At 60.2% G+C, this 23,922-nt stretch carries 19 protein-coding genes; 12 read left to right on the top strand and 7 right to left on the bottom strand.

Annotated elements, in window-relative coordinates; genetic code table 11:
• Position 1: 1 nt before the first annotated feature.
• The 10 genes from murD to FW764_RS14605 all read left to right on the top strand — a co-directional run bounded on the left by murD (position 2) and on the right by FW764_RS14605 (position 11,845).
• On the top strand, positions 2–1,348 hold the full coding sequence (murD, locus tag FW764_RS14650; protein ID WP_446434535.1) for a UDP-N-acetylmuramoyl-L-alanine--D-glutamate ligase: 1,347 nt from the start codon (positions 2–4) through the stop codon (positions 1,346–1,348).
• A complete protein-coding gene (gene ftsW / locus FW764_RS14645) occupies positions 1,345–2,562 on the top strand; it encodes a putative lipid II flippase FtsW (RefSeq protein ID WP_083360078.1) in 1,218 nt (405 codons plus the stop codon). Before murD ends, ftsW begins: the two co-directional genes overlap by 4 nt.
• Entirely contained in the window at positions 2,552–3,622 is a 1,071-nt protein-coding gene (gene murG, locus FW764_RS14640; protein ID WP_446434534.1) for an undecaprenyldiphospho-muramoylpentapeptide beta-N-acetylglucosaminyltransferase, read from the top strand. The genes ftsW and murG overlap by 11 nt, the downstream gene beginning before the upstream one ends.
• Complete coding sequence (gene murC / locus FW764_RS14635; protein WP_446434533.1) at positions 3,615–5,060, top strand: UDP-N-acetylmuramate--L-alanine ligase; 1,446 nt, start codon at positions 3,615–3,617, stop codon at positions 5,058–5,060. Before murG ends, murC begins: the two co-directional genes overlap by 8 nt.
• Complete coding sequence (locus FW764_RS14630; protein ID WP_446434532.1) at positions 5,057–6,013, top strand: D-alanine--D-alanine ligase; 957 nt, start codon at positions 5,057–5,059, stop codon at positions 6,011–6,013. Before murC ends, FW764_RS14630 begins: the two co-directional genes overlap by 4 nt.
• Before the next feature lie 4 nt (positions 6,014–6,017).
• Positions 6,018–6,887, top strand: coding sequence for a cell division protein FtsQ/DivIB (locus tag FW764_RS14625; protein ID WP_446434531.1), 870 nt, complete (start codon positions 6,018–6,020; stop codon positions 6,885–6,887).
• Positions 6,888–6,902: 15 nt separating this feature from the next.
• The gene (ftsA, locus tag FW764_RS14620) at positions 6,903–8,168 is read left to right on the top strand and encodes a cell division protein FtsA (protein WP_446434530.1); all 1,266 of its coding nucleotides are present in this window, start codon (positions 6,903–6,905) and stop codon (positions 8,166–8,168) included.
• A 66-nt stretch (positions 8,169–8,234) separates the two neighbouring features.
• Complete coding sequence (gene ftsZ, locus FW764_RS14615; protein WP_017138180.1) at positions 8,235–9,440, top strand: cell division protein FtsZ; 1,206 nt, start codon at positions 8,235–8,237, stop codon at positions 9,438–9,440.
• Between the two features lie 112 nt (positions 9,441–9,552).
• Complete coding sequence (gene lpxC, locus FW764_RS14610) at positions 9,553–10,464, top strand: UDP-3-O-acyl-N-acetylglucosamine deacetylase (RefSeq protein WP_003171886.1); 912 nt, start codon at positions 9,553–9,555, stop codon at positions 10,462–10,464.
• 298 nt (positions 10,465–10,762) lie between these two features.
• A complete protein-coding gene (locus FW764_RS14605; protein WP_446434529.1) occupies positions 10,763–11,845 on the top strand; it encodes a hypothetical protein in 1,083 nt (360 codons plus the stop codon).
• Positions 11,846–11,888: 43 nt separating this feature from the next.
• Here FW764_RS14605 and FW764_RS14600 read toward each other — a convergent pair whose 3' ends face one another.
• The 6 genes from FW764_RS14600 to FW764_RS14575 all read right to left on the bottom strand — a co-directional run bounded on the left by FW764_RS14600 (position 11,889) and on the right by FW764_RS14575 (position 21,410).
• Entirely contained in the window at positions 11,889–13,385 is a 1,497-nt protein-coding gene (locus FW764_RS14600; RefSeq protein WP_446434528.1) for a sensor domain-containing diguanylate cyclase, read from the bottom strand.
• A gap of 87 nt (positions 13,386–13,472) precedes the next feature.
• Positions 13,473–14,795: an OprD family porin gene (locus tag FW764_RS14595; RefSeq protein ID WP_446434527.1), complete on the bottom strand. Its 1,323-nt coding sequence runs from the start codon at positions 14,793–14,795 to the stop codon at positions 13,473–13,475.
• Positions 14,796–15,088: 293 nt separating this feature from the next.
• Positions 15,089–16,453: a heavy metal sensor histidine kinase gene (locus tag FW764_RS14590; protein WP_446434526.1), complete on the bottom strand. Its 1,365-nt coding sequence runs from the start codon at positions 16,451–16,453 to the stop codon at positions 15,089–15,091.
• Positions 16,443–17,120 (bottom strand): heavy metal response regulator transcription factor, encoded by a 678-nt coding sequence (locus FW764_RS14585; protein WP_064450771.1) that lies wholly within the window; start codon positions 17,118–17,120, stop codon positions 16,443–16,445. The genes FW764_RS14590 and FW764_RS14585 overlap by 11 nt, the downstream gene beginning before the upstream one ends.
• A gap of 31 nt (positions 17,121–17,151) precedes the next feature.
• The gene (locus tag FW764_RS14580) at positions 17,152–20,247 is read right to left on the bottom strand and encodes a multidrug efflux RND transporter permease subunit (protein WP_446434525.1); all 3,096 of its coding nucleotides are present in this window, start codon (positions 20,245–20,247) and stop codon (positions 17,152–17,154) included.
• Positions 20,244–21,410 carry an efflux RND transporter periplasmic adaptor subunit gene (locus FW764_RS14575; protein WP_446434524.1) on the bottom strand — a complete coding sequence of 389 codons (1,167 nt, stop codon included), beginning with the start codon at positions 21,408–21,410 and terminating at the stop codon, positions 20,244–20,246. Before FW764_RS14575 ends, FW764_RS14580 begins: the two co-directional genes overlap by 4 nt.
• 213 nt (positions 21,411–21,623) lie before the next feature.
• Here FW764_RS14575 and FW764_RS14570 point away from each other — a divergent pair, with 213 nt between their 5' ends.
• A complete protein-coding gene (locus FW764_RS14570) occupies positions 21,624–21,857 on the top strand; it encodes a hypothetical protein (RefSeq protein ID WP_056858969.1) in 234 nt (77 codons plus the stop codon).
• A gap of 206 nt (positions 21,858–22,063) precedes the next feature.
• A complete protein-coding gene (locus FW764_RS14565; RefSeq protein ID WP_446434742.1) occupies positions 22,064–22,825 on the top strand; it encodes a transporter substrate-binding domain-containing protein in 762 nt (253 codons plus the stop codon).
• 325 nt (positions 22,826–23,150) lie between these two features.
• Here FW764_RS14565 and FW764_RS14560 read toward each other — a convergent pair whose 3' ends face one another.
• Positions 23,151–23,894: a YkgJ family cysteine cluster protein gene (locus FW764_RS14560; protein ID WP_446434523.1), complete on the bottom strand. Its 744-nt coding sequence runs from the start codon at positions 23,892–23,894 to the stop codon at positions 23,151–23,153.
• Positions 23,895–23,922: the final 28 nt, after the last annotated feature.

Below are 23,922 nucleotides of genomic sequence, written 5' to 3'. Positions count from 1 at the left end.
AGTGTCCCTGATCGCTTCAGACCACTTCCGCATCGTTGTCGGCCTCGGCAAGAGCGGCATGTCCCTGGTTCGCTTCCTGGCGAACCGGGGCACGTCGTTTGCCGTGGCCGACACGCGGGAAAATCCACCGGAGCTGGTCACGCTGCGCCGTGACTACCCGCACGTGGAAGTGCGATGTGGCGAGCTGGATGTCGAGTTTCTGTGCCGCGCCGATGAGCTCTACGTGAGCCCCGGCCTGGCTGTTTCGACACCGGCCCTGCAAGCGGCAGCGGCGCGTGGTGTGAAGCTGTCCGGCGACATTGACCTGTTCGCACGTAACGCCAAGGCGCCGATCGTGGCCATCAGCGGCTCCAACGCAAAAAGCACCGTGACGACCTTGGTCGGTGAGATGGCGGTTGCGGCCGGCAAGCGTGTGGCCGTGGGCGGTAACCTCGGTACGCCGGCGCTGGATCTGCTCAGCGATGACGTCGAGCTTTATGTGATGGAACTCTCGAGCTTCCAGCTCGAAACCACTCACGATCTGGGCGCTGAAGTCGCCACCGTGTTGAATGTCAGCGAAGACCACATGGACCGCTACAGCGGCCTGCCGGCGTATCACCTGGCCAAGCACCGGATCTTCCGCGGTGCCCGGCAAGTGGTGGTCAATCGCCAGGATGCCCTGAGCCGTCCGCTGATGGGTGAGGGCCTGCCATGCTGGACCTTCGGCCTCGGCAAACCCGACTTCAAGGCGTTCGGCATTCGCGAAGAGAACGGCGAGAAATACCTGGCCTTCGAATTCCAGAACCTGATGCCGGTGCGTGAACTGAAAATCCGTGGCGCGCATAACCAGTCCAACGCCCTGGCGGCGTTAGCACTCGGTCACGCAGTGGGCCTGCCGTTCGATGCCATGCTCGCGAGCCTGCGCACCTTCGCTGGCCTTGAGCACCGCTGCCAGTGGGTCCGCGACCTCAATGGCGTCAGCTATTACAACGATTCCAAGGCCACCAATGTGGGGGCTGCCTTGGCTGCCATCGAAGGTCTTGGCACCGATATCGACGGCAAGCTGGTGCTGATCGCCGGTGGCGATGGCAAAGGTGCTGACTTCAAAGACCTCAAAGCTCCAGTGGCTGCCCATTGCCGCGCCGTGGTGTTGATGGGGCGGGATTGCGGTTTGATCGCCGCCGCCCTCGGTGACGCCGTGCCACAAGTACGTGCCACGTCCCTGGACGACGCCATCGCTCAATGCAAAGCCCTGGCCCAGCCGGGTGATGCCGTGCTGCTGTCGCCAGCCTGCGCCAGTTTCGACATGTTCAAGAACTACGAAGAGCGCGGCCAGCTGTTCGCCCGCGCCGTGGAGGCCTTGGCATGAATTTCAGAAATATCATCAAGCCGTACCCGTCGCCGATCATCACTGGCCGTGGCATCGACCTTGATTTCCCGATGCTGGCCGGTTGTCTCGCGTTGCTCGGTCTGGGCCTGGTGATGATCACGTCGGCGTCCTCCGAAGTGGCTGCCGTGCAGTCGGGCAACACCCTGTACATGATGATCCGCCACTTGGTGTACCTGGTGATCGGCCTCGGCGCGTGCATCGTCACCATGATGATCCCGATTGCCACTTGGCAGCGCCTGGGTTGGCTGATGCTGATCGGTGCGTTCGGCTTGCTGATCATGGTGATCCTCCCCGGCATCGGCCGTGAGGTGAACGGTTCGATGCGTTGGATCGGTTTCGGTGCGTTCAACGTGCAGCCGTCGGAAATCGCCAAGGTGTTCGTGGTGATCTACCTCGCCGGCTACCTGGTGCGTCGCCAGAAAGAAGTCCGCGAAAGCTGGATGGGTTTCTTTAAGCCATTCATCGTGTTGCTGCCGATGGCTGGTCTGTTGCTGATGGAGCCCGACTTCGGTGCCACCGTCGTGATGATGGGCGCGGCTGCGGCGATGCTATTTCTGGGCGGTGTTGGCTTGTTCCGCTTCACCTTGATGGTGGTGCTGGCCGTGGCCGCCGTGACAGTACTGGTGCAGGCGCAACCTTACCGGATGGCCCGTCTGATTACCTTTACCGACCCGTGGGCCGACCAGTTCGGTTCCGGCTACCAGTTGACCCAGGCGCTGATCGCCTTCGGTCGCGGCGAGTGGCTGGGTGTGGGGCTGGGCAACAGCGTGCAGAAGCAGTTCTACCTGCCGGAAGCGCATACCGACTTCGTGTTCTCGGTACTCGCCGAAGAACTCGGCGTGGTCGGTTCACTGTGCACCGTCGCGCTGTTCGTGTTCGTGTGTGTACGCGGCATGTACATCGGCTTGTGGGCCGAGAAGGCCAAACAGTATTTCGCCGCGTATGTGGCGTATGGCTTGTCATTCCTGTGGATTGGCCAGTTCCTGATCAATATTGGAGTGAACGTCGGTCTGTTGCCGACTAAGGGCCTGACCTTGCCGTTTCTCAGTTATGGCGGCAGTTCGTTGGTGATTTGCTGCGCGTGCCTCGGGTTATTGCTGCGCATCGAGTGGGAGAGTCGAACCCACCTGGGCAGCGAAGAGATGGAATTCAGCGAGAGCGATTTTGCCGAGGAGCCGACCCATGGGCGCTAACGTGCTGATCATGGCGGGCGGCACCGGGGGCCATGTGTTCCCGGCCCTGGCCTGCGCGCGTGAATTCCAGAACCGTGGCTACAACGTGCATTGGCTGGGTACGCCGCGTGGCATCGAAAACGAACTGGTGCCGAATGCCGGCTTGCCGCTGCATTTGATCAACGTCACGGGCCTGCGTGGCAAGGGCAAGTTGTCCCTGCTCAAGGCGCCGTTTGTGTTGCTCAAGGCGGTGTGGCAGGCGCGTAAAGTCATTCGTGAATTGAAGCCGGTGTGTGTGCTCGGTTTTGGCGGTTATGTGACCGGCCCTGGCGGTGTTGCGGCCAAGCTCGCGGGCGTGCCGGTGATCGTGCACGAACAGAACGCCGTCGCTGGTACCGCAAACCGCTTGCTGGTGCCGTTAGCTGCGCGAGTGTGTGAAGCGTTCCCGAATACCTTCAGCATGTCGGACAAACGCCGCACCACCGGCAACCCGGTGCGTACTGAGCTGTTTATGGACATTGCCCGCTCGGCGCTGGCCGGGCGCAAGGCGCATTTGCTGATCCTCGGCGGAAGCCTTGGCGCCGAGCCGCTGAACAAATTGCTGCCGGAAGCCGTGGCGCAACTCCCTGTGCAATTGCGCCCGGAGATCTTCCACCAGGCCGGCAAGAATCACGATGAAGTGACCGCAGCCCGCTATCGCGAGGCTGGGGTCGAGGCGAATGTACAGCCCTTCATCAAAGACATGGCCCAAGCCTATGGCTGGGCCGACCTGGTGGTCTGTCGCGCTGGTGCGTTGACCGTCAGTGAACTGGCTGCGGCCGGTCTGCCGTCCTTGCTGGTGCCTTTGCCCCACGCGATTGACGATCACCAGACCCGCAACGCCGAATATTTGGCCGGGGAGGGCGCTGCCTTCCTGCTGCCGCAAAGAACGACTGGCGCCGCCGATTTGGCCGCACGCCTGACCGAGGTTTTGATGCAACCGGAACGACTCAACAGCATGGCGAGCACCGCAAGCCGCCTGGCCAAACCTGACGCAACCCGCACCGTGGTCGATATCTGCCTGGAGGTGGCCCATGGTTGAGAATCAGAAAGCCATGCCGCAACCGGAAATGCGCCGCATCCGTCGCATCCACTTCGTCGGTATCGGCGGCGTGGGCATGTGCGGGATTGCTGAAGTACTGCTGAACTTGGGCTACCAGGTGTCCGGCTCCGACTTGAAAGAGTCGCCGGTCACCGACCGCTTGAAGTCCTTTGGCGCGCAGATCTTTATCGGCCACCGCGCCGAGAACGCCGCCGAGGCTGATGTACTGGTGGTTTCCAGTGCCGTGAACACCTCCAACCCGGAAGTGGCCACCGCCCTTGAGCGTCGTATTCCCGTGGTGCCACGCGCCGAGATGCTCGCTGAGCTGATGCGCTATCGCCACGGCATCGCCGTCGCCGGTACGCACGGCAAAACCACCACCACCAGCCTGATCGCCTCGGTGTTCGCCGCCGGTGGCCTGGACCCGACGTTTGTCATCGGTGGCCGTCTGAATGCAGCGGGCACCAATGCCCAGCTCGGCACCAGCCGCTACCTGATCGCCGAAGCCGATGAAAGTGATGCGAGCTTCCTGCACCTGCAACCGATGGTCGCGGTAGTCACCAACATCGACGAAGACCACATGGCGACCTACGACGGTGACTTCAACAAATTGAAGAAAACCTTCGTCGAGTTCCTGCACAACCTGCCGTTCTACGGGTTGGCCGTGGTGTGCCTGGACGATCCGGTGGTGCGTGAAATCCTGCCGCAGGTTAAGCGTCCGACCGTGACCTACGGCTTCAGCGAAGACGCCGACGTGCGCGCGATCAATGTGCGTCAGGAAGGCATGCAAACTTTCTTCACTGTGCTGCGCCCTGACCGTGAGCCGTTGGATGTTTCGGTGAACATGCCAGGCAATCACAACGTGCTCAACTCACTGGCGACCATCTGCATCGCCTCCGATGAGGGCGTCAGCGATGAAGCCATTGTTGAAGGCTTGTCGCGCTTTGCCGGTGTTGGCCGGCGCTTCCAAGTCTACGGCCAACTGCCGGTAGAGGGCGGCGACGTCATGCTGGTTGACGATTACGGTCACCACCCGACCGAAGTTGCGGCGGTGATCAAAGCCGTACGCGGTGGCTGGCCGGAGCGCCGCCTGGTGATGGTTTACCAGCCGCACCGCTACAGCCGCACACGCGACCTGTATGACGACTTCGTTAATGTATTGGCCGATGCCAACGTGCTGCTGCTGATGGAAGTTTACCCGGCCGGTGAAGAGCCGATCCCGGGCGCCGACAGCCGCAAACTGTGCAACAGCATTCGTCAGCGTGGCCAGTTGGACCCGATCTACATCGAGCGCGGTGTGGACCTGGCGCCGATCGTTAAACCGCTTCTGCGTGCCGGTGACATTCTGCTGTGCCAGGGCGCCGGTGACATTGGCGGTCTCGCGCCTAAGTTGCTCGCCAGCCCGCTGTTTGCTGCGCAGAAGGGGAAGTCGCAATGACCTCGAATTACGACGCCCTGCATTCCACCTTCACGCCTGCCGACTTCGGCCGCGTGGCCGTGCTGTTCGGCGGCAAGAGTGCTGAGCGTGCAGTCTCGCTCAAGTCCGGCAATGCTGTACTTGAAGCACTGCAAAGCGCCGGCGTGAACGCGTTCGGTATCGACGTGGGCGATGATTTCCTCGCCCGCGTGCAAGCTGAGAAGATCGACCGTGCCTTCATCATCTTGCACGGCCGAGGTGGTGAAGACGGCAGCATGCAAGGTCTGCTGGAGTGCGCTGGCATTCCTTATACCGGCAGCGGCATCCTTGCTTCGGCACTGGCGATGGACAAGTTGCGCACCAAGCAGGTGTGGCACAGCCTGGGTATTCCAACCCCGCGTCACAGCGTGTTGTGCAGCGAAGACGATTGTATTTCTGCGGCCAAGGAACTGGGCCTGCCTTTGATCGTCAAACCTGCCCATGAAGGCTCCAGTATCGGCATGGCCAAAGTGAACTCGGCCGCCGAATTAATCGACGCATGGAAAGCGGCAAGTACCTACGATTCGCAAGTGTTGGTGGAACAGTGGATCCAAGGTCCCGAGTACACCATCGCCACCCTGCGTGGCCAGGTATTGCCGCCTATCGCATTGGGCACGCCCCACACTTTTTACGACTACGACGCCAAGTATGTGGCTTCCGATACTCAGTACCGGATCCCGTGCGGCCTCGACGCAACCAAGGAACAGGAATTGATGGACCTCACGGCGAAAGCCTGTGAGGCGCTGGGTATCGCCGGTTGGGCGCGGGCAGACGTGATGCAGGATGACCAAGGGAATTTCTGGTTCCTGGAAGTCAACACCGCTCCGGGTATGACCGATCACAGCCTGGTACCTATGGCAGCCCGTGCCGCCGGTTTGGATTTCCAGCAGTTGGTGCTGGCGATCCTGGCCGCAAGCATTGAGCCAAGAGGCTAAGCACATGAACGGCGCATCGCTTCGTCATCAGCCCCCACAAGCACCCGGCCGCAAGCCGGTGCCACGGGGTGCCAGCCGGATGGTGGCTAAAGAGCCGATGTCGGCGCGCCTGCCGAAAGCCAACTTTGGTTTTATCAAAGCGCTGTTCTGGCCGGTGCTGTTGGTGGCGTTGGGCTTCGGTACTTACGAAGGTGCTCAGCGCCTGTTGCCGTATGCCGACCGGCCGATCGCCAAGATCAGCGTGCAGGGCGACTTGAGCTACATCAGCCAGCAAGCGGTGCAGCAGCGCATCAGCCCATACCTGGCGGCGAGCTTCTTTACCATCGACCTGGCCGGTATGCGCCGGGAGCTGGAACAGATGCCGTGGATCGCTCACGCCGAAGTCCGCCGCGTCTGGCCGGACCAAGTGACGATCCGCCTGGAAGAACAACTGCCCGTGGCCCGTTGGGGCGATGGCGCGCTGTTGAACAACCAGGGTCAGGCGTTTACCCCGCGTGAACTGGCCAACTACGAGCACCTGCCGCAGTTGTTCGGGCCGCAGCGGGCGCAACAGCAAGTGATGCAGCAGTACCAGGCCTTGAGCCAGATGCTGCGGCCACTGGGCTTCTCCATCGCACGCCTGGAATTGCGTGAGCGGGGCAGCTGGTTTTTGACCACCGGTGCAGGCAGTTCCGGCCCCGGTATCGAGTTGTTGCTGGGACGCGACCGCTTGGTAGAAAAGATGCGCCGCTTTATTGCCATCTATGACAAGACCTTGAAAGAACAGATTACGAACATTGCGAGCGTCGACCTGCGTTACGCCAACGGCCTGGCCGTCGGCTGGCGTGAACCGGCTGCGCCGACGACAGCCAAACCCGCTGTCGCGAAGAATTAAGAAGAGGCAGGACCCATGGCAAACGTGCAAAGCGGCAAAATGATCGTCGGTCTCGATATCGGCACCTCCAAAGTGGTGGCGCTGGTCGGCGAGGTCGGGGAAGACGGTGTTATCGAAATCGTCGGTATCGGCACGCATCCGTCCCGGGGCCTGAAGAAGGGCGTGGTGGTGAACATCGAGTCCACCGTGCAATCGATCCAGCGCGCCATCGAAGAAGCGCAGCTGATGGCCGGTTGCCGGATTCACTCGGCGTTCGTCGGCGTAGCCGGCAACCACATTCGCAGCCTGAACTCCCACGGCATCGTGGCGATTCGCGACCGCGAAGTCAGCGCGGCCGACCTTGAGCGCGTACTCGACGCTGCCCAGGCCGTGGCGATTCCGGCCGACCAGCGTGTGCTGCACACACTGCCGCAGGACTACGTGATCGACAACCAGGAAGGCGTTCGTGAGCCGCTAGGCATGTCGGGCGTACGTCTGGAAGCCAAGGTTCACGTGGTGACCTGCGCCGTCAACGCTGCACAAAACATTGAAAAATGCGTGCGCCGCTGCGGCCTGGAAATCGACGACATCATTCTCGAGCAGTTGGCTTCGGCCTACTCGGTATTGACTGACGACGAAAAAGAACTGGGCGTGTGCCTGGTGGACATCGGCGGCGGCACCACCGACATCGCGATCTTCACCGAGGGTGCGATCCGCCACACCGCCGTGATCCCGATTGCTGGCGACCAAGTCACCAACGACATCGCCATGGCGCTGCGTACACCTACCCAGTACGCCGAAGAAATCAAGATCCGCTACGCCTGTGCCCTGGCCAAGCTGGCGGGTGCCGGTGAAACCATCAAGGTGCCGAGCGTGGGGGATCGCCCACCGCGTGAGCTGTCGCGCCAGGCGCTGGCTGAAGTGGTCGAGCCGCGTTACGACGAGCTGTTCACCCTGATCCAGGCCGAACTGCGTCGCAGCGGCTACGAAGATTTGATCCCGGCCGGCATCGTGCTGACCGGTGGCACCTCGAAGATGGAAGGCGCGGTCGAACTGGCCGAGGAAATCTTCCACATGCCGGTCCGCCTGGGCGTGCCCCATGGCGTTAAAGGTCTGGGCGACGTGGTGCGCAACCCGATTTATTCCACCGGCGTGGGCTTGCTGTTGTACGGGCTGCAAAAGCAGACCGACGGCATTTCCCTGTCGGGCCCGAGTATTCGTGACAGCTACCGTGGCGGCGACGATGAAGCCAAAGCGCCGTTGTTCGAGCGGTTACAGGCTTGGGTAAAAGGCAATTTCTAAAGATTTACCGCAACACCGCAGTAAGTAGTAGGCGAAAAAACTAGAGAAAACGAAAGGAGAGGGAACATGTTCGAACTCGTAGACAACATCCCCGCAAGCCCGGTTATCAAAGTAATCGGTGTTGGCGGTGGCGGCGGCAACGCTGTCAATCACATGGTCAAGAGCAACATTGAAGGCGTTGAATTCATCTGCGCCAACACTGATGCCCAGGCGCTGAAAAGCATCGGCGCGCGGACCATCTTGCAATTGGGCACAGCCGTGACCAAGGGCCTCGGCGCTGGCGCCAACCCGGAAGTCGGCCGTCAAGCCGCGCTGGAAGACCGCGAGCGTATTGCTGAAGTGCTGCAAGGCACCAACATGGTGTTCATCACCACCGGCATGGGCGGCGGCACCGGTACCGGTGCAGCCCCGATCATTGCCGAAGTGGCCAAGGAAATGGGGATTCTGACCGTTGCTGTCGTGACGCGTCCGTTCCCGTTCGAAGGTCGCAAGCGTATGCAGATCGCCGACGAAGGTATCCGTCTGCTGTCTGAAAGCGTCGACTCGTTGATCACCATTCCCAACGAGAAGCTGCTGACCATCCTGGGCAAGGACGCAAGCCTGCTGTCCGCATTCGCCAAGGCTGACGACGTACTGGCCGGTGCCGTTCGCGGTATCTCCGACATCATCAAACGCCCAGGCATGATCAACGTCGACTTTGCCGACGTACGTACCGTGATGAGCGAAATGGGCATGGCAATGATGGGCACTGGCTGCGCCAGCGGTCCGAACCGTGCACGTGAAGCCACTGAAGCGGCGATCCGCAACCCGTTGCTCGAAGACGTGAACCTGCAAGGCGCACGCGGCATCCTGGTGAATATCACCGCCGGTCCTGACCTGTCCCTGGGTGAGTACTCCGACGTGGGTAGCATCATCGAAGCTTTCGCTTCCGAGCACGCCATGGTCAAAGTCGGTACCGTTATTGATCCGGACATGCGCGATGAACTGCACGTGACCGTGGTTGCCACCGGCCTGGGCGCAAAAATCGAGAAGCCTGTAAAGGTCATCGACAATACCGTTCACACCGGCCACAACAGCCACGCCAGCCAGCAAGCTGCCGCTCCAGCGCCTGCGCGCCAGGAACTGCCGTCTGTGAACTATCGTGACCTGGACCGTCCGACCGTGATGCGCAATCAGGCTCAGGCCGGTGCTGCGGCGTCCCGTAGCCCGAATCCGCAAGATGACCTGGACTACCTGGACATCCCGGCATTCCTGCGTCGTCAGGCCGATTAATGGAATGTATCAGGGCTATGAAGGTGATTGGTGTTCAGCAAAGGTCTGGTCTGCTATTATCGCCAGCCTTTGTTGATACCAGTTCGCAATTTGCGCTGAAGCGGTCCAAGCCATGATTAAACAACGCACCCTGAAGAATATTATCCGTGCCACAGGTGTAGGTCTGCACTCCGGGGAGAAGGTATACCTGACTCTCAAACCTGCACCTGTCGACACCGGCATCGTGTTTGTTCGTGCCGACCTGGACCCTGTGGTGCAGATTCCTGCTCGCGCGGAAAACGTTGGCGAAACCACTATGTCGACCACATTGGTCAACGGTGACGTCAAAGTGGACACGGTGGAGCACTTGCTCTCGGCCATGGCTGGCCTGGGCATCGATAACGCCTACGTCGAGCTCTCCGCGTCCGAAGTCCCAATCATGGATGGCAGCGCTGGACCCTTCGTATTCTTGATTCAATCTGCCGGCCTGGAAGAACAGGACGCAGCCAAGAAGTTCATTCGCATTCTGCGGGAAGTGACAGTAGAAGACGGCGACAAGCGCGCCACCTTCGTCCCGTTTGAAGGCTTTAAAGTGAGCTTTGAGATCGATTTCGATCACCCGGTATTCCGTGACCGCACCCAAAGTGCAAGCGTGGATTTTTCCAGCACTTCGTTCGTAAAAGAAGTCAGCCGCGCCCGTACCTTTGGTTTCATGAGTGACATCGAGTACCTGCGCAAGCACAACCTCGCACTCGGCGGTAGCGTTGAAAACGCCATTGTGGTCGACGCGGATGGTGTACTGAACGAAGACGGCCTTCGCTACGAAGACGAGTTCGTGAAGCACAAGATCCTCGATGCAATCGGTGACCTCTACCTGCTGGGCAACAGCCTGATAGGCGAGTTCAAAGGCTTCAAGTCGGGCCACGCCCTTAACAACCAGCTGCTGCGCAAGTTGATTGAGCAGACAGATGCTTGGGAAGTCGTGACCTTCGAAGATGCCAGCACCGCACCGATCTCTTACATGCGTCCCGTTGCGGCGGTGTAAGTAACAACTCTCTTTCTTTAGTTTTGAAAGGCCACCTTCGGGTGGCCTTTTTTTTTGCGCGCTTGGCAGGATTTTCATGTGGCTGGCGCTTTTTTATTCGAAGCCCAACACATCATGACACTTATGGGGATTGTCCGTGACTTGTTTGTAGGAACTGATACCTGGTCGCGTACCACAATATGTTCGTAAGCCCGTTGAATTGGCGACGTCTTAAGAAGTAAGGCAAGGGCCAAGCGATGAGTAAATAAAGCAATCACAGCGAAATACATCAAACCTTACTTTTTGAGGCGTATTGCTAATGAATAACGTATCTCCAAGTTACGCATACCGTGGCCCGTCCCCTCAACAACAAACCGGGCCGAGCGCTCATTATCAACAGCGAAGTGGCGGGGATATTAACGATCAGCAACAAAACGTTAATAGTCACCAGCCGCCGCGCTCCTTTGCCGCGCCCTATACCGCGAATGTATTCGGCGGTGAGGCAAGGTTTCAACCGATTCCCACGCTGTCTTTTTACCCGAGAGCCTATGCCACGATTGCGGCCAGGCTCACCCCGATTCCTGGCGGTCCCAGCGTTGGTGTGAGCGCAACAGCACGCTTCGACCCCGCAATCACCTTGCGCCCAACGGAGGCCGGTGGCCTCCATGTCAGCTTTGTACCCAGGATGCAGATAGCTGCCAGTGGCGATGTTCGGGCAGGCATCCCCAATATTTTTAACACCGGTTTTGGTATTAACGCAGGTGCTCGCCTTACACAGTTTCTCAATTTCAGTGCGCCAGAGTTCAGCGCTAATATCGAACCCAATGGTGCATTCAACTTTAAAGCCAATCTGAATCCTACTATTAGCACTCAACAATTTGCTGGCGTGGATGGTGGGGTGGAGGGAAATGTCTCAGTCCCGGTGCCTGGCCCTGTTCCAGGTTTAAGTTTGGGGGCTGGAGGTGGGGTAAACCAAAGTATTACCGGTGGGCCGGGGCATGAAATAAAAGTTGGCGGTCCTGGTATTGAGTTTGCAATGTCTGCCAGCGGTAAACCGACAATAACCCATAATGTTGATCGCACTGTCTCAGTCGCAAACAGTTATACCTTTTTCCCAAGATCAAGTATCAACGCGAATGTTCACGCTGGCCCGGTAACCGTCACTACCGGAGCGGGCGTTACACCGACATTCACCGTTCAGCACAGGGTTACCTTCAGCACTGACCTTGCTAGCAAGATGACGCCCAAGCACGAGTTTTCTGCGACGCCAGGGGTGGCGGTTGACGGTTCCTTTGGTGTCCGGGTCTCGCTGCTTCCTCGCGAGTGGCCGGTGAGCATTACCAAAGAAATCGGTGCCGACCCCAGAGCCACAGTGACGACGAGGGCGAGTTACACGGTTTAGCGGTTTCAATCACGCCTGACTCCCAAGGAGAGGCGTTACCCTTTCAGCAGCGGGCTTTGGCATCGACGATCCGATTGCGCCCGCTGTGCTTGGCCTCATACAGCGCCTGGTCCGCACCCAGCAATAACGCTTCCAATGACATACGGCTGCGTTTGTCCCACGTACTCATACCGATACTCACGGTAATCGGCTGCTCGGCACCGGTCACCCATGGCAAGTGCTCGACGCTGCTGCGAATGTGCTCGGCGATCACCCACGCACCCTGGGCGTCGGTATGCGGTAGCACCACGGCGAACTCCTCGCCGCCGTAGCGCGCTGCCAGGTCGGCCGGTCGACGAATGTTTTCTTCGATCACTTGGGCTACCGTGCGCAATGCCTTGTCACCACCGTGATGGCCGTGACGGTCGTTGAATGCCTTGAAGTGGTCCACGTCGATCATCAGCAGCGTCAGCGGCTCGGTTGAGCGTTGTGCGCGGTCCCACTCCAGGTGCAGGCGCTGGTCCAGGGTGCGACGGTTCGCCAGGCCGGTGAGGGCATCGGTGGCGGCCAGTTCAGACAGCACGTGTTCGGCGCGACAGCGGCGGCGCAGCTCGCGGCGCAACATCCAGGTCAGCCACAACAGGCCGATACACAGCACGCCGGTGGCGCCGCTGGTCAGCAGCGCGGCACGTTGCCAAGGGGCGAACACGTTTTCGCTGGCCAGCGCCACCACCACAATCAATGGCAGCTCACCGACCTTGGTGAACGTATACAAACGCTCTGTGCCAGAGAGTGCGGAAATCGCCTGGAAGCTGCCTTCGCCTTCGCGCAGTATGCGTTTGAAATTGGGCCGGTCGCTGAGGTCCTTATCAATCATGTCGCGCTCCAGCAGCGGCTGCTGGGCCAGAAGAATGCCATGGGTGTTCAGCAGGTTGACGGAGCTGCCGTTGCCGATGGTGAGGCGGCTGAACAGTTGATCGAAATACGCCAGGCGCATCGTCGCCACGGCCACGCCAGCGAACTCGCCGTTGGGGCCCTCCACTCGACGACTGAATGCCATGCGCCACACTTGATCGCAATCGCAGCGGATCTTGAACGGGCGGCTGATAAAAAGCCCTGCCTGTGCATTTTGTTTATGCACCTGGAAATAGTCACGGTTGGCGAAATTGCGCGACGTCGGCTGCAACGTCGAAGAATCGGCAACCACCGCACCATTGGCATCCAGCAACAGCACTTCGCCCTTGAACGGCGCTGCGGTGGATTGATCAAACTGCACCATGTGCCGGATGTCCGGCGGCGTCCGCGACAGGTCATTGCGTGTGGTGGCCGTGATCAAGCCCTGCAGCGCCAGGTCGTAGAGTTCGGCGTTGCGCAGCACATCGGCATTGATCAGTTGGGTGATATTGGTGGTTTCGCGCTTGGCCGCCTGCAGGGTGCTGGCGTGTTCGCGGGTCAGCAAGGCTGCGACGATAACCACGATCAGGATGACGGTGAGGCCACTGCCCAGCATCAGCAGAAGCTCCGAGCGGGCAGGTAGATCAGGAGGGCGGGGTTGACTCATCGCGCAGGCTTCAACAGGGAAGATGCTGGCAGTTTAGTTCTACGCGATGAAAATTAGAGCATGGGCTAAAAAAGAAAGATCAACGGGTTAGAACACGTTGATCGGGTAGTCCACGATCACCCGGTATTCGTCCACGTCCCGATCGACCGCCGCGTAGCCGTTGCCACCGCGGTTGGTCGCCCACTGCAGGCGCACGGCCAGGTCTTTGGCTTTGCCGCCTTGCACCACGTACTTCAGGTCGATATCGCGCTCCCAATGTTTCGCGTCCTTGCCGTCGGCGCTGTACCAGGCGCTGTAGCCACGGCTTTGCGGGTCGACCTTGGTCAGGTCGGTCTTGCCGCTGATGTAGGACACGGCGGACGTCAGCCCAGGCATACCGAGGCCGGCGAAGTCATAGGCGTATTTGAGTTTCCACGAGCGCTCGTTGGGACCGTTGAAGTCCGAGTATTGCTGGGAGTTATCCAGGTAGATGCTATCGCCCTGGCTGATGTAGTCGAACGGCGTGTTGCCGTTGACCCGCTGGTAGGCGGCGGTAACGCTGTGGTTGCCCACGCCCACGGTGAAATGCAGGCTGTAGGTGTTGTTGTCGATGTTGCCCAGCAGCGATTGGCCGGTGTCCTGGGTGTGGTAGTAGTGCAGGCCTGGGTTGAGGCTGACCCAGTCGTTCAGCGCGTAGGTGTAGTCCAGGTCGTAGTAGTACTGGTGCCACACGTCCTTGAGTTCGGAGGCGTACAGATTGCTGGTCAAGCCTGGGATGCCGCTGAAGGACACGCCGGCCCAGTCCAGATGCTGGCTGTCGGCATGCTCCGGCAGCGCGCCGTAGCTGGTGCCGATGCGCCGGTGGCCGCTCTGGTTGTAAAGCTTGGTGAAACTGGCCCGGCCACCTTCGAGCATCCAGCCGTCGAAGCTGTGGTTGGTCAGGCTTACACCACGGAAATCCTGCGGCAACATGCGGGTCATGCCGCCGGCAATCACCGGATTATTGAGGAACAGGTCGCCGGCCTTCAGCTCGGTGTCGAAGGCGCGCATTTTCAAGGTGCCGCCTGCGGTGGAGAACGAGCCGGGCGCTTTGCCGTTGCCGGAGCCTACTGGCAGGATGCTGGAACCGTCGGTGCCGCCACCGCCGTCGAGCTTGAGGCCGAGCATGGCGTTGAGGTCCAGGCCGAAGCCGACGGTGCCTTGGGTGTAGCCGGATTCGAACGTGCCGATGAAGCCTTGGCCCCACTCCTTGCTGTCATCGGTGTGAATGTCGCGACGGTCGCGGTTCATGTAGTAGTTGCGGGTGTTGATCTTGAGGCTGGAACCTTCGACGAAACCGTCGGCTGGGGGGGGGGCTGCCGCTTGGGCGAAAGGGGCGATCGTTGCTGCAATCGCGAGGAATAGCGGGGTGAACGTCAGCGAGTTCTTCACCGGTGGAGCTCCTTTGGTCAATCGTAAACGGCCAATGTCGTGGGGGTGTGCCTGGCCTTTTTTACGGCAAAAAAAAACCGCTGAAATCAGCGGCTTTAAACAGATTCCCAGTGTAGAGCCCTGGAAATAAGTCGAGGGAAATTTTGGGGCGCGGGAAGCTGTGTTTGCCGTCGCGCTCATCGGTGCGTCAAATTAGCGCAGGTGAGCGGTGCGATACAGAGTGTAACAAGATAATGACTGTTGCCAAAATCGCAATAGTCAAGGTGACAGAGCTCCCACAGTTGACCTCGGTGTTAAACGGGCAACGTGATGCCAAAGGTATTGCCGCCCCCATCACTGCGTACAAACACATCCCCGCCATGCATCAAGGCAATCGCCTTGACGATCGCCAGCCCCAACCCATGATTCGCCCCGCTGTTACTGCGCGACGCGTCCACCCGATAGAAGCGTTCGAACAGCCGTGGCAAATGCTCCCTGGCAATTTCATCGCCAGGGTTGGTCACCCCGATGGCCACCTGATGCGCCTGCACTTCGATGTTCACTTCGATGATCTGCCCTGGCGCGGTGTGCTGCACCGCATTACTCAGCAGGTTGATCAGTGCACGGCGCAGGTGGGCTTTTTCGATCTGCACCATGGCATCGCCGCGCACCCGAACCTTGACTTGGGCGTCTTCGAGGATGAAGTCCAGGTAGTCGAGGGTGGTGGCAACTTCATCGGCCAGGGAGCTTTCAATCAGCTTGGTGGCCTTGCTGCCCTGGTCGGCGCTGGCGAGGAACAGCATGTCATTGATGATCGAGCGCAGGCGTTCCAGCTCTTCGAGGTTCGATTGCAACACTTCGAAGTAATGCTCGGCGGAACGGCCGCGCGTCAGCGCTACTTGGGTCTGGCCGATCAGGTTGGTCAGCGGCGAGCGCAGTTCGTGGGCGACGTCGGCGTTGAACGACTCCAGGCGCGAGTAGGCCTGTTCAACTCGATCCAGCGTTGAGTTGAACGAGTTGACGAACTGGCTCAGCTCCGGCGGCAACGGCGACAAGTGCAGGCGCCCGGAGAGTTTGGGCGGTGCGAGTTTTTGCGCTTCATCCGAGAGTTTGCCCAGCGGCTTGAGGCCGATACGCGAGACCCAGAACCCCAGCAGCGCCGCGAGGACCACGCCGACGAACGCCAGGCCGATCAAGGCCATCAACAGGTGGTGCTGGGTGGCGCGGAAGTTTTCGGTGTCGATGGCAATCATAAAACGCAGCGGCGGGCGTTGTTCTTTGGCTGGGAATTGGCTCAGTAACACCTTGAACGGGTATTTATGCCCAGGCAGGCGCAAGTCGCGTTTGCCGGTCGGCCCTTGGGCGAACGCGCGGATCTGCGCATCCGGGTTGCCGTACTCGTAGTTCGGGTCGCTGCTCACCACCCAGAAGCGGATGCGCTTGTCTTCCTCACTGAGCAATTTCAGTTTGGCGGTGATTTTCGCCCAGTGGTCCGGCGTGCCGAAGCGGTTCACCGAGGATTCGAGCACGCTGTAGCGCGCATCCAACTCGGCGCCCGGCAACAACCCTAAGCCCCGGTCTACTTGCTGGTACAACGCGCCGCCGATCAACATGAAGATCAGCAGCGCCACCAGGGTGAACATGCCGCTCAGGCGCAGGGCGATGGAGTTAGCCGACACTGCGGTTCTCCAGCACGTAGCCCATGCCGCGAATGGTGTGTAGCAGCTTCTGTTCGAACGGCCCGTCGAGCTTGGCGCGCAGGCGCTTGATCGCGACTTCCACGACATTGGCGTCGCTGTCGAAATTGATGTCCCAGACCATCTCCGCAATCGCGGTCTTGGAGAGGATTTCACCTTGGCGCCGCGCCAATACGCTGAGCAGCGAGAATTCCTTGGCGGTCAGGTCCAGGCGCAGGCCATTGCGGCTGGCCTTGCGGCTGATCAAATCTATCCACAGGTCGGCGACGGTGACCTGCACCGGTTCATGCCCGCCACTGCGCCGGGTCAGCGCCTGCAGGCGTGCCACCAGTTCCAGGAATGAAAACGGTTTGCCCAAATAGTCGTCGGCGCCTTCGCGCAGGCCGCGAATGCGGTCTTCCACGCGCTCACGTGCGGTGAGCATGATCACCGGTGTCTGCTTGCGTGCACGCAACGCGCGCAATACACCGAAGCCGTCGAGGCCGGGCAGCATTACGTCGAGCACGATTACCGCGTAATCGTTCTCCAGCGCCAGGTGCAAACCTTCGACGCCTTCACGCGCCACATCAACGGTATAGCCTTGTTCCGTCAGGCCGCGGTGCAGGTAATCCGCAGTTTTCTCTTCATCTTCAATAATCAGGACGCGCATGAGCCTTTTGCTCCAAGGCAGGGCCTCAGCCTCAGTGTGTGGTCGCCAACTCGGGCGTTGGTTTGGGCCTGTGGAAAAACCGTTCAAGGTACAAGTATATGACCGGTGTGGTGAACAGCGTCAGCGCCTGGCTCACCAGCAAGCCGCCGACCACGGCGATCCCCAGCGGCTGACGTAACTCCGCGCCTGGGCCGGAGCCCAGCATCAGGGGCACTGCGCCGAGCAGGGCGGCGAGGGTGGTCATGATGATCGGCCGGAACCGGGTGACGCAGGCTTCATAAATCGCCTCCTCGGGCGGCAGCCCGCGCACGCGTTGAGCGTCCAGGGCGAAGTCGATCATCAGGATGCCGTTTTTCTTCACGATACCGATCAGCAACACCAAGCCGATCAGGGCCATGATCGAAAAGTCCTGGCCCAGCAGCCACAGCATGATCAGCGCACCCAGGCCCGCCGACGGCAAGGTGGAAATGATCGTCAGCGGGTGCACAAAGCTCTCATACAGCACACCCAGGATAATGTAGACCGCCACCAGCGCCGCGAGGATCAACCAGGGCTGGCTGGCCAACGAACTCTGGAACGCCTGGGCCGCGCCCTGGAAGGTGCCGATCAGGGTGGCTGGCATGCCGATTTCATTCTTGGCCTGGTTGAGCATGATCACCGCATCGCCCAATGCCACACCAGGCGCCAGGTTGAACGACAGGTTGGCCGCCGGGAACATGCCGTCATGGCTGATGGATAATGGCCCCACAGTGGGCGGATCGACTTTAGCCAGCGCCGACAGCGGCACCATCTCGTTAGTCAGCGGCGAGCGCAGATAGAAGTAGTTCAGGCTTTCGGCCTTGCCGCGCTGCTGGCTGTCGAGTTCCAGCACCACTTGGTACTGGTTGATCTCGGTCTGGAACTCGTTGATCTGGCGCTGGCCGAACGCGTCATACAGCGCCTGGTCGACATCGGTGGCGGTGAGGCCGAAACGCGCAGCAGCCTGACGGTCAATGCTGATGTGGGTGATGCTGGCGCCCAGCTGCAGGTCGTTGGACAGGTCACGGAACGCCGGGTTGGCGCGCAGTTTTTCGGTCAGGCGCTGGGTCCAGGTGTTCAGCGTCGGGCCGTCGTTGCTCTTGAGCACATATTGATACTGCGCGCGGCTCGGGCCGGAACTGAGGTTGATGTCTTGGCCGGCGCGCAGGTACAACACAATGCCCGGCACCTTGGCCAGTTTGGGGCGAATGCGGTCGATGAATTGGCTGGCGGACACATCACGATCACCACGGGCTTTCAAGGCAATCCAGAAGCGCCCGTTGGCGATGGTCTGGTTGCTGCCGGTCACGCCCACCGAATGAGAAAACGCTTCGACGGCTGGGTCGGCCTTGACGATTTCGGCCAGGGCTTTGTGTTTGGCGACCATGTCCGGGTACGACACATCGGCCGCTGCCTCACTGGTGCCGAGCACGAAACCGGTGTCTTGCACCGGGAAGAAGCCCTTGGGGATAAACACGTAACCGGCCACCGCCAACGCTAGGGTGGCCATGAAGATCGCCGCCATCGTGCGTTGATGGGTCAGTGCGCGGCGCAGGTTGCGCGCATATGCGGCGAGCAGGCGGTCGCTGAAGCCGAGTTTGTCGTGGGCATGATGGGTGGGGGCGCGCATGAATAGCGCGGCCAGCGTCGGCGCCAGGGTCAGCGAAACCACCACCGAAATCAGGATGGTCGAGGTCGCCGTCAGCGCGAACTCCTTGAACAACCGCCCGACCACGCCGCCCATGAACAGCAGCGGAATAAACGCCGCCACCAGCGAGAAACTGATGGACACCACGGTAAAGCCAATCTCGCCGGAACCCTTGATCGCCGCCTCACGTTTGCTCAGGCCCGCCTCCAGGTGGCGGTGAATGTTCTCGACCACCACGATGGCATCGTCCACCACAAACCCCACCGCAATCACGATTGCCACCAGGGTCAGGTTGTTCAGGCTGAAGCCCATCAAGTACATCAAGGCGAAACTGGCGATCAGCGACACGCCGAGCACACTGGACACAATCAGCGTCGCCGACAATTGGCGCAGGAACAGCGCCATCACCGCCACCACCAGCAAGATGGCGATCAACAGCGTGACTTCCACTTCATGCAGGGAGGCGCGGATGGTCTTGGTGCGGTCGGTTAACACGCTGACCTGCACCGAGGCGGGCAACATGCCTTGCAGGCGCGGCAGTTCGGCTTGAATGCGGTCCACGGTCTCGACGATGTTGGCGCCGGGCTGGCGCGAAATCACCAGGTTGACCCCAGGTGTGTCGCCGGACCAGGCCTGCACGTAGGCGTTTTCCGAACCGTTGATGACTTTTGCGACGTCACGCAGTTGAACCGGCGCGCCGTTCTTGTAGGAAACGATCAACTGGCCGTATTCATCCGGGTGAAACAGCTGGTCGTTGGTCGACAGGGTCGACACGCTGTTCTCGCCGTAGATCGCGCCCTTGGCCAGGTTCAAACTCGATTGCTGGATCGCCACGCGCACATCGGCGAGGGTCAGGCCAATTGCCGCGAGTTTGTCTGGCGAGGCTTGTACGCGAATCGCCGGGCGTTGCTGGCCGGTGATGTTGATCTGGCCGACGCCGTCGATCTGGCTGATCTGCCGGGCCAGCAAGGTTTCCACGTAGTCGCTCAGCTCGGTGCTGGGCATGCTGTCGGAGCTGACGCTGAGGATCAGCACCGGGCTGTCCGCCGGGTTGACCTTCTTCCAGGTCGGCAGGCTCGGCATGTCACTGGGCAATTTGCCGGAGGCGGTGTTGATCGCCGCCTGCACTTCTTGCGCGGCGGTGTCGATGCTCTTGTTCAGCGTAAATTGCAGGGTCAGCAGGCTTGAGCCCAAGGCGCTGCTGGAAGTCATTTGGGTCATGCCAGGGATGGCACTGAATTGCACCTCCAAAGGCGTAGCCACCGAGGAGGCCATGGTGTCTGGGCTGGCGCCGGGCAATTGCGCAGAGACCTGGATCGTCGGGAATTCCGCTTCTGGCAGTGGCGCAACGGCCAGGCGCGGGAAGGCGATGATACCCAGCAGCACCAACGCGAAGGTCAACAGCAGAGTGGCGACCGGGTGGTCGACGCACCAGGCGGATGGCGAGCGGTTGCCCCTCATGGCTGCACCTTGGCTTCGACGGTCTGGATCACTTGCGGCGGTTCCTTGAGCACGTCTACCTGAGCGCCGGCCTTGAGTCGCGACTTGCCATCGCTGACCAGCACATCACCGGCCTGCACGCCCTTGATGATGTTCACGTCGCTGTCCTGATAGGTCACTTGCACCGGCACGATTTCGACCTTGTCACCCTTGACCCGGTACACGAAGTGCGAATCCAGGCCGCGTTGCACCACGGTCGGCGGCACCACCAGCGCGTTCTTGTCGAGAGCGGTCTGGATCTTGATGGTCACCAGTTGCCCCGGCCACAGGCGCTGCGAGGCATTCTTGAACTCGGCCTTGGCGCGCAGGGTGCCGGTGGTGGAGCTGATCTGGTTGTCGATTAGGCTCAAGTGGCCTTCACCGAGCAAGTCGCCGCTCTGGCCGTCGGTGTCGGCGCCCATGTAGGCGTCGACGCTGGCCTGGGTAGGCGCCGCGATCAGGCCTTGCAGGGTTGGTAGCATTTGTTGCGGCAATGAGAACTCCACGGCAATCGGGTCGATTTGCGTCACGGAGAACAGGCCCTGGGTATCACTCATGCGCAGGAAGTTGCCTTCATCCACCGTGCGAATGCCGACGCGGCCGGTGACGGGAGAGCGAATCTGAGTAAAGGAAAGCTGTACTTGGGCCGAATCAATCGCGGCCTGATTACCTTGCGCTGTGGCCTTCAGTTGGTTGACCAAGGCTTGTTGCTGGTCGTAGGTCTGTTTCGACACACCGTCGTCGATGCTCAGCGCCTTATAGCGCTTGAGGTTGACCTGCGCCACTTGCAACTGCGCCTGGCTTTCCCCCAGTTGCGCCTTGGCCTGGTCGAGGCTGGCGCGGATCGAGCGGTCATCAAGGGTGGCCAGCAGTTCGCCGGTTTTTACCAGTTGGCCTTCCTTGACCAGCAATTTAGTAAGGATGCCGTCGATTTGCGCGCGGATCACCACACTGTGCAATGACAGCACCGAGCCGATGCCGCTCACGTACCGAGGAATGTCCTGTTGCACGACGCTCACTACTCGTACCGGGATGGCGGTCGGTGCCGCCAGCTTGGTCTTGGCGGGCCGGGTCAAGGCCCAGCCTGTAATCGCCACGACCACGAGGACACCCACGATCAGGGCGGTTTTTCGTTGAATGTGCATGGGGTGAGGCGCCGAGGCAAAGGATTGGGGGAATAAAGGTCTTTATAGCCCGCCAATCCGGTCAGCATGGTGACTGCTAACTGACAGCGCTGTCAGTAAAGTCCGGTCATTCGTACAGGCGGTGGTTAAAGATGCGAAGCGCGCAGGTATACTGCGCGCCAGTGAGACCGGCCTGCCCGCCTCACCTCATTTTTTGCACGCTCCGGAGCTTCCATGACTTCCCCGACACAACCCCCTGTTGAAGCGGCCGACCTCGTCGATCCGGCCGACGCTCAAAGCGTTGAAAAAGCCGAGATCCCGGCGTTCAAGTTTCCGTTCAAGCCGGGTGAGTTGGCCGGGGCCAAGAATGCTGCCCAGCCTTGGTACAAAAATGGTGCCAAAAACGGCCACACCAAGTCGCCAGGCATGGCGCCGCCAGGCACTCGCCGTTCGATGGGTAAACGCTGAGAATAATGACGCGCAGACTCTAACGGCATTTGCCTACAGGTTCCGCTGATCTTTCTTATTGAAGGCCCATGACCGTTTCTTGAAAGCTTGCGCAGCCTCTGCTCCACCTCGATTGTGCTTCACGGGGCAGGGTGCAGTGAGGCTGGTCTTTCCAGAAAAGGACGTCCCCTGTGGATTTCATACGGGTTTTTGTAGCGCCTGCCTTATTGCCCTTGGCCGCTTTCTTCTGCTCCACCGCGACAGGTGATGAGCCACGGGACGACATTCGTTTTGCCGTCGTCGCCCAATTCCCACCCTTTCAGAGCCGCGATCAGCACGGCCAGTTGGTGGGGTTGAATATTGATTTGGGCAACGCCCTTTGCCAACAGCTCAACACGCGGTGTACCTGGGTCGATCAGGTGCTTGTTGAAAGTTTTCAAGCCCTTGAGGCTCGTCGATTCGATGCGATCATGGGCATAGCCCCGACTTCTAGGCGGCGCCAGTGGGCAAGTTTTACCGAGCATCTCTATCCGTTCACCACGCGGCTCGTAGCCCGCAAGGCATCAGGCTTGTTGCCTACCGTAGCCTCGCTCAGGGGCAAGCGTGTCGGCGTACTGCTGGGCAGCAACCGTGAAGCCTTCGCCCGATCAAAGTGGGCACCGGCGGGCGTGGTCATCAAGAGTTTCTGGCTTAATGACGAACTGGTGCGCAGCTTGGTGGCCGGCCATATCGATGCAACGCTGCAAGGCACGGTGGAAATCCGCAAGGCGCTGCTCAACACCGCTGTCGGCCAGGATTTCGATTTCCTCGGCCCCGCTGTTTCGGCCGAGCTATTGGGCGACGGCGTGGCCATCGCGGTGCGCAAGCCGGATATCGCCTTGCGTGATGAGCTCAACCACGCGCTGGAACAACTGAGGCAGAACGGCGACTACCAGCGAATTCTTCAGCCCTACAACCTGGACGAGCCGGCAACCGTCCATGACGGTTAATGAATTGCTCAGAACATGAGTTTGATCAGCACTTGCACCATCGGTGCGCTTAGAGTCGACGGCTCCAGTAATTACGAGCGCGCTTCTCTATGAAGGTCAATCTGCTGGTCATCGGTCGAAATGTGGACGTGGGCTGTGACGTCTACATCTCTCGACGACCGACCTGACTAGCGTGATTACCCATGCTAATCAGGCTTCATAGAGCCGTGATGAGTTGCTTGGCGCGCCGCACGACTAGCAGCGCCACCCCGATATGCCGCCGATAAGCTATTAGCGGGTGCGCGGATCGAAATCGAGTGCCTGGCCAGCCTGTAAACCAGCGCGTCTACGAGGCTCGCAGCGAAATAAACGCGTAGTTGGTCGGCACCTGAGTGGCGATCTGGGCGCCGGCATCCAGCAACTGTTCGGCAATGTCCATGCTGGAGACATGAAACCCCCACTCATTGGCTGCGCTGGGTTGTTCAGCGGCCAGCTCGATCGCCTGGGCAAAGGCGTTCATGTCCGGCAAGTACGCCGTGAACCCATCGCCCTTGAGGGCGGTGGTGCAAATGCCCAGTAGGGCGCACACGGTTTCCTTGGTTTGCACATCGTCACGGTCGGCTTGGCGCGAACGGCGGATCAACTCGGCTAATTCCTGATCCATCAGTTCGCCACCGGCAATCAGTGCCGGCCCCTGCTCCCAGGATTCCGGTGGGCAGTCCTTGGCGGCAGGATTCAGCGGGATATGCGGGTTGATTTCCATCGGATAGATGCGGCACACCAACGGGCGACGTTCATAAATGCCGCAGCGGTTGTTTTCGTCAAGATTCCGACAGCGCCCGGCGTTGTAAGCGGCAAAGGTGATTGCTACAAACGCCTCGGTCGTGCCGCTGGGCACCACCACCGAGCGGCGCTCGGCGTGTTCGCGTTGTTGCAGGGGCAAGCCCAGCCCGTTGCCAAGGAAACCCTCCACCAGCACGATGACGTTACCGCCGTCAACCGCCCATTGCCGGGCCTCTTCGAGGGTCAGGGGCACGTGATGGTCGGAGCAGCATTTACCGCAACCCACGCAGGAAAAATGAGTGTTCATGGGGTATCTGTCACCAGGCAAGGTCAGA

This window comes from Pseudomonas sp. 1152_12 (assembly GCF_052850675.1).
The sequence above is the reverse complement of the archived record's forward strand: the minus strand, read 5'-3'. Positions and strand labels throughout refer to the sequence as shown.

Coding starts and splice junctions, on each gene's coding strand:
- ftsW (WP_083360078.1), top strand. CDS start 1,345: ATGAATTTCAGAAATATCATCAAGCCGTACCCGTCGCCGATCATCACT.
- murG (WP_446434534.1), top strand. CDS start 2,552: ATGGGCGCTAACGTGCTGATCATGGCGGGCGGCACCGGGGGCCATGTG.
- murC (WP_446434533.1), top strand. CDS start 3,615: ATGGTTGAGAATCAGAAAGCCATGCCGCAACCGGAAATGCGCCGCATC.
- FW764_RS14630 (WP_446434532.1), top strand. CDS start 5,057: ATGACCTCGAATTACGACGCCCTGCATTCCACCTTCACGCCTGCCGAC.
- FW764_RS14625 (WP_446434531.1), top strand. CDS start 6,018: ATGAACGGCGCATCGCTTCGTCATCAGCCCCCACAAGCACCCGGCCGC.
- ftsA (WP_446434530.1), top strand. CDS start 6,903: ATGGCAAACGTGCAAAGCGGCAAAATGATCGTCGGTCTCGATATCGGC.
- ftsZ (WP_017138180.1), top strand. CDS start 8,235: ATGTTCGAACTCGTAGACAACATCCCCGCAAGCCCGGTTATCAAAGTA.
- lpxC (WP_003171886.1), top strand. CDS start 9,553: ATGATTAAACAACGCACCCTGAAGAATATTATCCGTGCCACAGGTGTA.
- FW764_RS14605 (WP_446434529.1), top strand. CDS start 10,763: ATGAATAACGTATCTCCAAGTTACGCATACCGTGGCCCGTCCCCTCAA.
- FW764_RS14600 (WP_446434528.1), bottom strand. CDS start 13,385: ATGAGTCAACCCCGCCCTCCTGATCTACCTGCCCGCTCGGAGCTTCTG.
- FW764_RS14585 (WP_064450771.1), bottom strand. CDS start 17,120: ATGCGCGTCCTGATTATTGAAGATGAAGAGAAAACTGCGGATTACCTG.
- FW764_RS14580 (WP_446434525.1), bottom strand. CDS start 20,247: ATGAGGGGCAACCGCTCGCCATCCGCCTGGTGCGTCGACCACCCGGTC.
- FW764_RS14575 (WP_446434524.1), bottom strand. CDS start 21,410: ATGCACATTCAACGAAAAACCGCCCTGATCGTGGGTGTCCTCGTGGTC.
- FW764_RS14570 (WP_056858969.1), top strand. CDS start 21,624: ATGACTTCCCCGACACAACCCCCTGTTGAAGCGGCCGACCTCGTCGAT.
- FW764_RS14560 (WP_446434523.1), bottom strand. CDS start 23,894: ATGAACACTCATTTTTCCTGCGTGGGTTGCGGTAAATGCTGCTCCGAC.